The 12466-nt window shown below is 68.5% G+C and carries 11 protein-coding genes; 4 read left to right on the top strand and 7 right to left on the bottom strand.

Annotated features, from left to right (window positions below):
• The first annotated feature begins 27 nt into the window (after window positions 1-27).
• A complete protein-coding gene (locus ACVFYP_RS01075; RefSeq protein WP_499198266.1) occupies window positions 28-1005 on the top strand; it encodes a Bug family tripartite tricarboxylate transporter substrate binding protein in 978 nt (325 codons plus the stop codon).
• A 9-nt stretch (window positions 1006-1014) separates the two neighbouring features.
• Here ACVFYP_RS01075 and ACVFYP_RS01070 read toward each other — a convergent pair whose 3' ends face one another.
• A complete protein-coding gene (locus tag ACVFYP_RS01070; RefSeq protein ID WP_499198265.1) occupies window positions 1015-1770 on the bottom strand; it encodes an SDR family NAD(P)-dependent oxidoreductase in 756 nt (251 codons plus the stop codon).
• A gap of 143 nt (window positions 1771-1913) precedes the next feature.
• On the opposite strand from ACVFYP_RS01070, the gene ACVFYP_RS01065 reads away from it, so the two are divergent.
• The 3 genes from ACVFYP_RS01065 to ACVFYP_RS01055 are packed head-to-tail and all read left to right on the top strand — an operon-like array spanning window position 1914 to window position 4185.
• Window positions 1914-2897: a phosphatidate cytidylyltransferase gene (locus ACVFYP_RS01065; RefSeq protein WP_499198264.1), complete on the top strand. Its 984-nt coding sequence runs from the start codon at window positions 1914-1916 to the stop codon at window positions 2895-2897.
• On the top strand, window positions 2897-3613 hold the full coding sequence (locus ACVFYP_RS01060) for a lysophospholipid acyltransferase family protein (RefSeq protein WP_499198263.1): 717 nt from the start codon (window positions 2897-2899) through the stop codon (window positions 3611-3613). The genes ACVFYP_RS01065 and ACVFYP_RS01060 overlap by 1 nt, the downstream gene beginning before the upstream one ends.
• Complete coding sequence (locus tag ACVFYP_RS01055; RefSeq protein ID WP_499198262.1) at window positions 3610-4185, top strand: CDP-alcohol phosphatidyltransferase family protein; 576 nt, start codon at window positions 3610-3612, stop codon at window positions 4183-4185. Before ACVFYP_RS01060 ends, ACVFYP_RS01055 begins: the two co-directional genes overlap by 4 nt.
• A gap of 24 nt (window positions 4186-4209) precedes the next feature.
• Here the strand turns inward: ACVFYP_RS01055 and ACVFYP_RS01050 are convergent, their stop codons facing one another.
• Genes ACVFYP_RS01050 through ACVFYP_RS01025 form a run of 6 tightly spaced genes read right to left on the bottom strand, consistent with a single transcriptional unit; the run spans window position 4210 to window position 12409 of the window.
• Complete coding sequence (locus ACVFYP_RS01050) at window positions 4210-7341, bottom strand: glycosyltransferase (protein ID WP_499198261.1); 3132 nt, start codon at window positions 7339-7341, stop codon at window positions 4210-4212.
• Window positions 7342-7345: 4 nt separating this feature from the next.
• Entirely contained in the window at window positions 7346-8338 is a 993-nt protein-coding gene (locus ACVFYP_RS01045) for a GHMP family kinase ATP-binding protein (RefSeq protein WP_499198260.1), read from the bottom strand.
• Entirely contained in the window at window positions 8335-9273 is a 939-nt protein-coding gene (locus tag ACVFYP_RS01040; protein ID WP_499198259.1) for an NAD-dependent epimerase/dehydratase family protein, read from the bottom strand. Before ACVFYP_RS01040 ends, ACVFYP_RS01045 begins: the two co-directional genes overlap by 4 nt.
• On the bottom strand, window positions 9257-10210 hold the full coding sequence (locus ACVFYP_RS01035; protein ID WP_499198258.1) for an NAD-dependent epimerase/dehydratase family protein: 954 nt from the start codon (window positions 10208-10210) through the stop codon (window positions 9257-9259). Before ACVFYP_RS01035 ends, ACVFYP_RS01040 begins: the two co-directional genes overlap by 17 nt.
• Window positions 10207-11484 carry a class I SAM-dependent methyltransferase gene (locus ACVFYP_RS01030; protein ID WP_499198257.1) on the bottom strand — a complete coding sequence of 426 codons (1278 nt, stop codon included), beginning with the start codon at window positions 11482-11484 and terminating at the stop codon, window positions 10207-10209. Before ACVFYP_RS01030 ends, ACVFYP_RS01035 begins: the two co-directional genes overlap by 4 nt.
• Window positions 11477-12409 (bottom strand): NAD-dependent epimerase/dehydratase family protein, encoded by a 933-nt coding sequence (locus tag ACVFYP_RS01025; RefSeq protein ID WP_499198256.1) that lies wholly within the window; start codon window positions 12407-12409, stop codon window positions 11477-11479. The genes ACVFYP_RS01030 and ACVFYP_RS01025 overlap by 8 nt, the downstream gene beginning before the upstream one ends.
• Between the last annotated feature and the right edge of the window lie 57 nt (window positions 12410-12466).

Here is a 12466-nt window from a genome sequence, read left to right as displayed (position 1 = left end):
ACGCCCCAACGAAGGGAGGAAACAACAATGAAGAACATCAGCCGCCGCGGGTTCTGCGCGGGCGCCACAGCTCTGCTCGCTGCACCCGCATTCGCGCAGGGCACGGACTGGCCGCGCCGGCCCATGCGCATCATCGTGCCGCAGCCGCCGGGCGGGAACCTGGACATTCTGGTGCGCGCGGTGGCGGAGGGGCTGCGCCAGGATCTCGGCCAGCCGGTGATCGTGGAAAACCGCCCCGGCGGCAACAGCGTGATCGGGCTGGAAGCCTGCGCGACGGCGGCGCCTGACGGCACCACCTTCTGTGCGGTCAATATCGAATCCATGGCGACCATGCCGCATGCGGAGCCGGAGCTGTTCGCCCGCTTCGCCTCCCTGCTGCCGGTCACGCAGCTCGCCTCCGCGCCCAGCGTGCTGGTCGGCAGCCCGGAAGTGCCGCCCGGCGACCTGCGCGCCTTCATCGCCTGGGCGAAGGGCAGGACGGATATCAACTATGGCTCCTCCGGCGTCGGCTCCGCGCAGCAACTTCTGTTCGAGTGGCTGAAGGCGAAGGAGGGTTTTGCGATGGAGCATGTGCCCTTCCGCGGCATCGGCGATGCCTTCCGCGAATTGGTGGCGGGCCGGGTGCAGGCCAGCTACGGCGCCATGGCGCTCTCCATGCCACTGATCCGCGGCGGGCGCATCCGCCCGCTGGCGGTGCTGGGATCGCGACGGCTGGCGGAGTTGCCGGACACGCCCTCCATGGCCGAGCTCGGCTTCGACTTCCCCTATGGCGGCGCCTGGTGGGGACTTTCAGCGCCAGGTGCGCTCCCACCCGCGATCGCGGAAGCGATGGCCGCCGCGGTGCGCCGCGTGGTGACGAATGAGGAATTCGTGGGCCGCGCGCTGGCGCCGAATTTCTTCAACGGCATCGGCAATACCCCCGCCGAATTCGCCGCCATCATCACCCGCGAACGCGCGGCGGGGGCGGAGCTGGTGCGGCTCGCCGGAGTTGGCCCCGGGCGGTAACAGGGGTCGCTAAATCAACCCGCCATTCACATGCAGCACCTGGCCGGTGACATAGCCCGCGCCAGGTGAGGCGAGATAGGCCACCGCCTGCGCCACATCGGCCGGCGTGCCTAGCCGGCCGAGCGGGATGCGTGCGCGCACCGCGTCCCACTGCGCCGGCGTCATGGCGCTGTGGCCGGTGGCGTCCTTCTGTGTGAAGCCCGGCGCTACCGCATTCACCGTGGTGCCGCTGGCTGCCGCCTCCACCGCCAGGGCGCGGACCAGCGCCTCCACCCCCGCCTTGGCCGCCGCCGTCGCGGGAAAGATCGTCGCATCGGTCCGAAACACATGCGCGACGAAGGAGGAAATGGCGACCAGCCGCGGTGCCTCCCCCTGCGCCAGCACCGGCATCGCCGCCTGCGCCAGGCGCAGGAAGGCCCAGAGCACCGTGTCCAGCGACTGCGCGAAGCCCGCCTCGGTCAGGCTGGCCACGGGCGTGCGGTCGGCGAAGCCGGCATTGGCCACCACCACATCCAGCCCGCCAAAACAGGCCTGGGCGCGCGCCACCAGGGCCGCCGGCAAGGCCGGATCGGCGATGTCACCCAGCATCACCTCCGCCACGCCACCCGCCGCGCGCACCGCCTGCGCCACCGCCTCCGCCCCCGCGGCGTTCTTGCGCGTATGCACGAGAATGGCGGTGCCCGGCCCGGCCAGCGCCCGGCAGCAGGCGGCACCGATCCCGCTGGCGGCGCCGGTGACCAGGATGGTGCGGGGGCGGCTGGTCATGGGCGCGCGGACTCCGGTCGGATCTGATCCGCGCAGCAGGCCATATCGCGCAGCCGATGGAAACACTGTGACCGGCCGCACCGCTATCCGGGCGGACTCGCCTCCGCCATGCTGGCACGAACATCTTGGGAGCACCGCCGCCGATGAGCGGATGGGACATCGCCTTCGGCCATCCGGTAACGCGCGGGCTGGTTGCCGCCACCCTCGGCATTCTGCTGCTGGCCGCCGCGGTGATCGGCGCCTTGACCGTCACAGGCCGCGCCGGCCCGGCGCTGCGCCGCGAATTGTGGCTGCGCCTTGCCTCCTGGGCCGTGCTGCTGCCGCTGATCATGGCGCCGATTCTGGTGGGCCGCGAATGGGTGATCGCCGCCGTCACGCTGCTCGGCCTCGCCTGCCTGCGGGAGTACGACCGCGCCACAGGGCTGTTCCGCGAGCATGTGCTGGTGGCGGTGGTGGTGGCCGGCGTCGTCGCGGTGAATTTCGCGGCGCTGGATCACTGGTACGGCTTCTTCGTGGCGCTCTGGCCCTTGACCGTCACGGTGATCGCCATCGCCTCCATCCCGCTCGACCGGCCTTCGGGCTATATCCAGCGCACGGGGTTGGCGATCTTCGGCTACATGCTGTTCGGCGCCGGCCTCGCCCATCTCGGCTATATGGCGAATGAGCCAGGCTACCGCCCGCTGCTGCTGCTGCTGGTGCTCGCCGTCGGGCTGAACGATGTGGCGGCCTTCACCAGCGGCAAGCTGATGGGCGGCCGAAAGCTGCTGCCGGCGACCAGCCCGAACAAGACCATCTCGGGCGCCCTCGGCGCGCTGGTCTGCACCACCGCGGTGGTCGCCCTCGTCGCCGGCCTGATTTTCGAGGGCACGCCGATGGACAGCCCTTGGAAGCTGATTCTGCTCGGCGCGCTGGTCAGCATTGGCGGGCAGGCGGGGGACCTGATGCTGTCCTCGATCAAGCGGGACATCGGCATCAAGGATATGGGCGTGCTGCTGCCCGGCCATGGCGGCATCCTGGATCGCTTCAACAGCCTGCTGCTGGTGGCCCCCGCCGCCTTCCACCTGATCGGCTATTTCAATGGCTGGGGTCTGTCGGCGCCGACGCGGCTGATGACGGGCGGCCCCTGATGACCGACTGGAAACTCAAGCCCGCCCGCGACCTTGGCCTGGCCCCCGCCGAGCGGCTGCGCAGCCATGGGCGGGAGGCTGGGCTGGTCGGCAGCCTGTTGCAGAGCCTGTGGCGGCGCCTGGTGCGGCTCTACATGGCGGTGATGCACCGCTTCGCGGTGACGGGCCGCGCCCATCTGCCCGCCCCGCCCTTCGTCATCGTCGCCAATCATGCGAGCCATCTGGACGCGCTGGCGGTCGGCGCCGCCCTGCGCGGCCCGGCGGCGCGGCGTGCCCATGCGCTGGCGGCCGGCGACACCTTCTTCACCTCCACCCCCATGGCCGCCTTCGCCGCCTATGCCATCAACGCCCTGCCGGTCTGGCGCCGCCGCACTCGCCCGAAGGATCTGGTGACGCTGCGCGCGCGGCTGGAGGAGGATGGGCTGGTCTTCATCCTGTTCCCCGAGGGCACCCGCTCGCGCGACGGCGCCATGGCGCCCTTCCAGCCCGGCCTCGGCGCCTTCGTCGCCGGGTCCCCCGTGCCGGTGGTGCCCTGCTGGCTGGAAGGCGCCCACGCGGCCTGGCCGCCCCAGCGCCGCCTGCCCCGGCCCGGCAAGCTGCATCTGTACATTGGCCCGCCGCTGTCCTTCGCCGACACCCCGCAGGACCGCGCCGGCTGGGCCCAGGTCGCGGCGCGCTGCGAGGCCGCGGTGCGCGCGCTGGAGCCCAAAGCATGAGCCTCTACAGCCTGAAGCCGCGCTTCCAGGCGCTGCTGCGCCCGCTGGTCGCGCGCCTGGCCGCCGCCGGCGTGACCGCCAATCAGGTGACGCTGGCCGCCGCGATCGGCTCCGTCGCGCTGGGCGGGGCGCTGCTGCTGGCCTCGCCGGTCTGGTTCCTGCTCCTGCCCCTCTGGCTGCTGATACGGATGGGGCTGAATGCCGTGGATGGCATGCTGGCGCGGGAACACGGGCAGAAAAGCCGCCTCGGCGCCTATCTGAACGAGCTGGGCGATGTCGTTTCCGACGCCGCGCTGATCGCCCCCTTCGCGCTGATCGCGCCCTTCGGCCCAGGCTGGGTTGGCACCGTCGCCGTGCTCTCCGTCATTTCCGAATTCGCCGGGGTGCTGGGCGCGGAGCGCCGCTATGACGGGCCCTTGGGCAAAAGCGACCGCGCATTGCTGTTCGGGGCGCTCGGGCTGTGGCTTGGCCTGGCGGGGGCTCTGCCGGCGCTAGCCTATTGGATCATGCCCGTGGTGGCGGCGCTGCTGGTCGCCACCACGGTCAATCGTGTGCAGGCAGGGCTGCGATAGCCCTGCCTCAGCGGCGCCGGAGGCTCATCCGACGCTCCATGACCACCAATGCTGCTCATAGCGGTTGTCGTTGAAGACATCGAAGCGCGGCAGCGCCGGAAGACCGATCCGGCTCTGCTGACGATGCGCCAGTGCGTTCGCATCGCGCAACCGGCCGAGACCCCAGATGCCGCTGGACATGGCGAAGCCGGCCCGCTCCTCCATATCGGGCGGGGCCTCAAAGTCCCGCAGCAGCGCGATGGCGCGACGGCTTTCCTGCCAGGCGGCCGCGGCGAAGTCCGGGGCATCCGCGCGCCGCATCAGATGGTCCGACATCGCCTCGGCCAGGTCGTAATCCGTGGAGAGGTGACCGCAATAGGATTTGCGATAGCCGAAGCAGTCGTGCAGCAGCTCCACCGCTTCCGCCACCGGCCGCCTGGCGAAGGCATAATCCATGCCCGCGGGTGTGCGCCACAGATACCAGGCGCGCAGATCCTCGATCTCCGCGCGCGGATGCTGCGTCGTGCGCTCCTCGGGGTAGTTGTTGAACACGCCGAGCGGCAAGGGAACATGGGCGCTGCGGATATGCGGCATGACACGGTTCTTGAACTCCGTGTCACCGGCCGCTCGGTAGCTCTCATCATACCAGCCGAAGCGCTCATGGATGGAGCGGCGATACAGCGCACCAACCCAGGAGAGGTAGCAGGTCTCCAGATAGACCTTGTCCTGCCGGAAGCCGGTGCGGTCATAGGGCATGATGTCGGAATCGTAGACGCCGTGCCGATCGACATTGGTGACGATGCTGTCGGCCATGACCCAGTCGGTCGAGGCCTCCTCGTCCAGCTTTTCGGCCAGGATGCGCAGCGCGTCCGGATGCAGCCCCTCATCGGCGCCGAGGAAGGCGAGGTAGGGTGCGCGCGCCAGACGGATGCCGCGGTTCCAGGCGGCCTGGATGGTCTCGCGCTCCGCCGAGCGGGCATAGACGATCGGCAGATCCGGATGTTCGGCGGCAAACCGCGCGAAAGCGCCGTGCTCATCGGCCGGGGAATTGCTGTCGACCAGGATCACCTCGACCCCGCCCTGCCGGGCCAAGGTCTGGCGCGCCAGCATGGCGAGCAGCGTCGGCAGCTTGTCCGCCGCGTTGTAGAGGGAAACGATGACCGCCGCGCGCGGCCGAGACTCGCCCCGCCGGTCATCGAGCTGTGCCAGCGGCAGTTCAGGCTTGGACAGGTTGCGCTGATAGGCATCCCGCATCAGCGCCAGGCAGCGATCGCGGCTGTCTTCCGCACCGTCGAACATCGCCGCGCAGGTCTCCGCCTCATAGCGGAAGCTGTGGTCACGCAGGGTCTGGACGATGAAGGGCAGATCGCCCCGCGCATCCTGCCCGGTCCAGCGCAGAGTCCGCAGCAGATAGGTCGCCGCGGTCAGTGGATTGCCCAGGCGTCGTTCGAGACGGGCCATTTCCCGGAACAGGGCCAGGCGGCCCGCCCGGTGGCTCGGCACCAGGCTGGTGAGATACCGTAGTTTCGCCTCGGCCTCCTTCGCCGAGCGGTCGGGCATATCCCGCAGCTTCGCCATGCTCTGCGGCAGGGCGGACAGGCCGTGCAGCTGCCTGGATCGGGCCAGCAGGTCATTGATCCGGTTGAAGGAGCTGCTGTGCCGCCCGAGTTGCGTGCCCACGACGTCTCGAAGCTGCCAGGCCAGGGCCGCGCCCTTCCCCATCAGCCCCGGCGCGGACAGCACGGCGCGGATGCGCGCGCGACTTTCCGCCGGAAGCAGGACCCCGGACCGCGGACCCGCCACCGCCCGGACCCAGCCACCGAAACTGTGCACGCCCTGCCGCATCGCGGTCTTCGCCCGCAGCCGGGGATTCGTGCGGGCATCGACCAGACCCGGCGCAAGCTGCGCCGCGAGTTCAATGGCGGCTTCCCGCGCCCTGACATCCGTGGCGCCGCCGGGCAGGTGGATGCCCGAGAGCGAGGCATGATCCGGTTGCAGCGCGGCCCGCTGCAAAGCCTCCGCCAGCGCGTCGCGATGGCCATCATAGTCCCGCAGGATCGTCTCCGCGGTATCGGCCAGGCCGCGGGAACAGTCGATCGCCGACACCGTCCAATCCAGGGAGGGCAATTGCTCGCGCAGCCAGTCCGACACGCCAGCCCGGTCGGAGACGACCGTCGGGCAGCCCGCGCAGAGCGCTTCCAGCGCCGTCAGGTTGAAGGTGTCGTGGCGCGAGGGCACCAGCAGCAGCGTGCGGTCCTGGAATTGCGCCTGCATCGCCGTCGATGACAGCCCACCGGGCATCTCCAGCCGATGCTCCAGGCCACGCAGACGCGCGACGCTTCGCAGCGTGGCTTCCGATCCCACGCCCGTCCGGTTTGGCCCATCGGGTCCGATCAGCAAAAGGCGCCGGTAGAGATCCGGCGGCAGGCACCAGGCGGCGTCGATGAAAAGGTCAGGACCTTTCCACTTCTCCCGCCGTCCCGCGAAGACAAGGTCCGGCGCCCCTTCCCCACGCGATGCTGGCCGTGGGGCCGGCGCGCCGGTGACGACGAGGGGGTCGAGGTGATTCACCTCCAGCGGCGCCCTGCGCCGCCAGGCGGCGGCATAGCGCCGGCTGATCGCATAGCGCGCATCGGCGCCACGGAACTGCAGGCTTTCGCGCAGCCGCAACTCGGCCAGCGCCGAGGCCTGATCGCCGCCGCCCGGCCAGCCACCGCGGAAGGCATCGGAGAGCGTGCCATGGAGCGAGACCGCGACGACGCCGACGCGACATTGCTCCAGGGCCAAGGCGGGACGGATGAAGGGCCCGATCTGGGCGTAGTCCGGGGCATCGACGACGTCGAAATCGACCCGGCCGAGGGTCTCGGCAACGGACTGCGCCATGTTGCGCGCGATGTGCCAGACCCAGAGAAAATGCCGTTGTGCCGCAGGCACCGCCTGCGGCACCGGCGTCAGATGCCAGGTCAGCGGGATGCCGAAGGCATTGCCAGGGCGTGGCGCATCAGCGGCTTCATCGCGGCGGAAGTAGAAGAACGCGTCCTGCGGCCGTTGTTCGATGATTCGCCGGTAGACCGACTGGCCACCACCCACCTGCCCGAACAGATCGCTGTCCAGGATAAGAACGCTGCGTCCACCGGGTCCGGGGACCGGCCTGGCCGAATGCGCTGGAGCCGACATGGAATCAACCCCTCAGGATGGTGGCGCCCAATGTGTCCAGACCGACCGGGATCAGGGAATGGTCGGCCATGCCCGCGCGGAAGCCGGGCTGGCGATCCGGCGGCACCAGCATCAGCAGGAAGCCCCCGGCGCCCGCGCCGCAGAGCTTGCCGCCCAGCGCGCCGGCCGCGCGCGCCTTGTCATACAGGGCATCGATCTGGGGCGAGGAGACCTTGGAGGACAGGCGCTTCTTCGTCTCCCACCCTTCATGCAGCATGGCGCCGAATTCGCGCAGCATGGCTTCGGGATCGCTGCCTTCCAGCACCGTCTGCGCCTGATCGACCAGCGCCAGCAGATGGGTGAGGTCCTTGTCGGAGGCGCCGGACTTCGTCTTCTCCATCTGCTCCTCCAATGTCGCGGAGGCGAAGCGGGTCATGCCGGTATAGACGAGGAAGAGCGAGGTGGTGAGCGCCGCCTGACAGTCCGACGTCATCTGGATCGGGCTGATGCGGGTGCGGCTGCCCTCGAAATCGAAGCGGTTCAGCCCGCCGAAGGCGGCGTGGTGCTGGTCCTGCACGCCGCAATTCTCGCCCAGCAGACCGCGCTCGACATGCACCGCCTCCCGCGCCAGATCCATCTTGGTGGCGCCACGGCCCAGCAGTTCGAACAGTAGGTTCACGAAGCCGACGGTGAAACTCGACGAGGAGCCCAGGCCGCTGCGCGCCGGCAGGTCGGCCATGATGGAGATATCGAGCGGGCTGCCATAGCCGTAATGCCGGATCGCTTCCCGCACCACGGGATGCTCGATCGCATCCAGCTCCGTCACCTGTTCCATCTTGGAGTAGGAGATGCGGTAGCGGTAGTCGAGGATATTGGTCAGCCGCAGCGCCGCGACATAGACGTACTGGTCGATCGCCATGCCGAGAACGGCGCCACGCGCGCGCGCAAAATACTCGGGGTAGTCGGTGCCGCCGCCGAAGAAGGACACACGCAGCGGCGTGCGGGAGACGGTCATCATGGGCGGGACGTCTCTGCCTTATGGGCCGCGAGGATCTGCGCGACGCCCTGTTCCACACTCAACTTCGGATGCCAGCCGGTCTTCGCCAGGAAGCGGCTGGAATCGAGGCTCTTGTAGCCAGCGCCCTGGAAGGAGCCCGGCGGGCTGACGATGCGCGCATCCCAGTGCAGCGCCGCCAGGATGGCACGCGCGCATTCGCCGATCTCGACCGGCGCGTTCGGGGTCACGTTCAGCACGCAATCGGAGAAGGCCGCATCGGCGGCGATGATGGCGTCGATCTGGTCATGCGCATGCAGAAGGTCGCGGACCGTGCGCGGGTTCCCCCAGACCTCGAATTCCGTGGCGCCGCTCGCCTGCGTGCGGATGGCGCGGTCGATCATCGCAGCCATGAAATGCGCGCGGTTGTCCTCGGTATGGGCATACGGGCCGTAGACGGTGGCGAGCACGCAATGCAGCCAGGACATGCCGTACTGCTTGCCGAAGACCTCGCAGCCCGTCGCCAGCAACTCCTTCGCCAGGGCGTAGCCCTGCACGGAAGGATGCGGCCGGCCGATGCCGAATTCCGTCTCCGGCGTCGCATGATCGGTCTCGGCATAGGTGCAGGAGGAGCCGAGCGAAACCAGCTTCGCCTGCGGCTGATGCGCCCGCCAGGCGTCGAGCACGTTCAGATGAATGCGGGCATTGTCGCGCAGCAATTCGCCCTGAATGCCGAACTGAATCTGGCCGGTGCGCTGCTTGGTGATGGCATGGAAAATCCGCCCAGCCTTCGGCGCCTCGCGGAAGACGCGATCGACCACGGCAGCATCGGTGAAGTCGCCGGCGGCGCGGCCGACGGCGTGGACCGGCCAACCCTCGGCGGTCCATCGCTCGACAAGGTTGCGGCCGAGAAAACCGTCGGCGCCGAGGATGATGGTCGGACTATCGGCGTAGGGCATCGCGATACCAGGCAAGGGTTGCAGCCATGCCGTCATCCAAGGGGCGGAACGGCGCGAGGCCCGGCAGAACCTGTCGCAACTTTGTGGCAGTGGCGCGGCGGACCTTCACGCCGCGATTGCCGGCGGCCGGCGGCGAGGTCAGCTTGATGGGGCGCTGCCGGCCCGCCGCGCGCATGGCGCATTCGGCCAGGTCACGCACCGTGCGGGTCTCGCCAAAGGCGAGGTTCACCGCTTCCGTCACGCCGCGCAGCTTCAGCGATTCGACGAAAGCCAGGGCGGCGTCGCCCGCATAGATGAAATCGCGTTCGGCATCCGGGTCGCCACGTACCTCGAATTCCGGGGCGTCGCCGGCGGCGCGGATGACGAAGGCGGTGGCGACATGCGCCTCCGCCTCATCCAGCGTGTCATGCGGGCCGTATGGATTGGTCAGGCGGAAGCTGATCGTGCTGATGCCGGCGCGGCGGCGCCACAACTCGCCGGTGATCTCGCCCCAGCGCTTGGACCAGGCATAGGCGGCCTCGCCATCATGCGGCCAGTCATTCAGGTCGAGCGGCAGCGCATCATCCTGCACCGCCCAGCTCGCCGGATAGACGGCGGAGGAGGAGGCGGCGCGGATTTCAGAAATGCCGCGCGCCATGGCGAAGCGGTAGACCTGCTCGGTCATCGCCAGATTGGCGCTGAGGATGGCTTCCTGCTGCTTGCCAAACTGGGAGGCATAGTAGCGGAAGGCCGCGACATGGATGATCGCTGTGCCTTCCGGCAATGCCGGCAACCCATCCACCGCCGCGGCCGCGACCGTCATGGTGCAGCCCGGCACAGGGGCACCGGAGGCTGTCACGCCAACCACCATTGGCACCTGGCCGGCCAGCGCATCGACCACGTTGCGCCCGATGAAGCCGCTGGCGCCCCAGACGAGAACCGCGGGCGGCAGGGTCACGCGGACTCCTTTCCGTAGGCATGCACCTTCGGAATCGGCACCACGAGTTCGCCACCACCGGCCAGGTATTCGCGCTCCTTCACCAGGAACTCATTGATGAAATTCCAGGCGAGGACGAGGTAGGCGTCCGGTCGCGCGCCTTCCTCCGCTTCGATCGGAATGCGCACGCCGGGAATGGCGAGGCCGACCTTCATCGGATTCTTCTCGACCGCCTTCTGCACCAGGTCGGGACCGATGCCGAAGCTGTTGAGCAGCGTCGCGCCCTTGGCCGGCGCGCCATAGGCCCAGACCGACTTCCCGGCGCTCTTGTAGCCTTCGAGCAGCGCGACAAGGCGCTTGCGCAGGTCGAGCACATTGTCGGCGAAGTGGCGATAGGTCTCGATTTTGCCAAAGCCCTTGCGGATTTCCTCTGCCTGCATGGCTCGCACGCTGTCACCCACCGGGCGCACACCCTTGCGTGTCACATGCGCCTCGATCGAGCCACCATGGATGTCGACCAGGCTGGCCTCGAACACCTCCAGCCCATGCTGTTCCAGCAAGGCGGAGAGCGACTTCAGCGTGTAGTAGCAGAGGTGCTCGTGATAGACCTGATCGAAGGCAGTGTTCTCCACCATGCCGCCGAGATAGATCGCCTGCACCACGAAGACGCCGTCATCCGACAGCAGGCTCGCGATGCCTTCGACGACGCTGTGCAGCTCCTCCAGATGGAAGAACACGCCGGCGGCGGTGATGACCTTGGCCGGGCCGTGCTGCTTCAGGATGTCGGCGCAGCATGCGGCGTTGAAGAAGCGGTGCCAGGTCGGCACGCCCGCGTCCTGCGCCAGCTTCGCCACATTGCCGGCCGCTTCCACGCCCAGCACGCGGGCGCCGCTGAAGGCCCATTGCTTCAGCCAGGTGCCGTCATTGCTGCCGATATCGACGACGAGGTCGTCCGCCTTCACATCATAGGCGGCGGCAATACGCTGGCTGGTCGCCAGGAAATGCGCCGGCAGCGTCTTGGTGGTACCGGAGACGTAGGGGTAGTCGGTGAACATCGATTCCTTGGGAATCGTATGGTCGATCTGCACCATGCTGCAGTCGCGGCAGAAGCCGACGCGCAGCGGGTAATGCGGCTCCACCCCCGGGGCGAGGTCCGGGCGCACCAGGCGGTTGCAATGCGGCTGGTCGCCCAGGTCGATCACCAGCTCCACGCGATGCCCGCCGCAGCAACGGCAGGTCATATCGAGCATCACGCCGGGCGGCGGCACAACCATGCGGGATTTCACCTCAGACATTGGCAAAGCGCCCGTTGCGCAGCATGCGGTAGCCCTTGATGAGTTCCTGGATGCCCTTGTCCAGACCGTGGTCTGGCGCCCAGCCGGTCGCTTCCAGCTTGTCGTTGGAGACGACGTAGTCGCGCTTGTCGGGGTCCTCCCCCACCGGCGCTTCCAGCCAGACGAAGCCCGGCACATGCTTGGCGATGCGGTCGCAGAGCTGCGCCTTGGACAGGTTGGCTTCCGACAGCCCCACATTATAGGCCTGCTGGCGCATCGCATCGACATTGTCGATGCCGTGCATGAACGCCTTCACCACGTCCCGGATATGGATGTAGTTGCGGCGGAAATGCGCCTCGAACAAAACGACCGCACGATCGTTCACCGCGCGCCAGGTGAAGTCGTTCACCAGCAGGTCGAGCCGCATGCGCGGCGCCATGCCGAAGACGGTTGCGAGGCGGAAGGACAGGGAGTTGGGATGCGACAGCACCGCCTCCTCCGCATCCACCTTGGTGCGGCCATAGAGCGAGACCGGGCGCAGCGGCGTTTCTTCCGTGCAGAAGGCATTGCCCTCACCCACGCCGTAGCCGGAATTGGTGGTGGGATAGGCGATCAGCTGGTTCGGGCTGGCACGCTTCACCAGGTCCCGCACCGCGTCGCGGTTCAGCGTGCTGGCGCCGATCTCGTCGCGCGCGCAGAGCGGCGCGCCGACCAGGGCGGCGAGCGGAATGGCGATATCGGCCTCGCGCAGCAAGGGCTCCACCACCCGCATGTCACGGCAATCGCCCCGCACGGGGGTGAAATTCGGATCGGCGCAGGAATGGGCCAGAAAAGGCTCGCCGGCGGCAAATGTATCCAAGACGGTGACCTGCCAGCCGCGGGCGAGAAGCGCGGGAACCAGCATCGACCCAATGTAACCGGCCCCGCCGGTGACGAGCACGCGCATCTGTTTGTTTTCCTCAGGCAACCGCGTCCGAGCCGCGTATAGGATGGGCCATAGCCA

The sequence above is a fragment of the Roseomonas sp. F4 genome (genome assembly GCF_053891155.1).
Note: the sequence above shows the minus strand (reverse complement) of the source record. Positions and strands in the feature narration are given on the sequence as shown.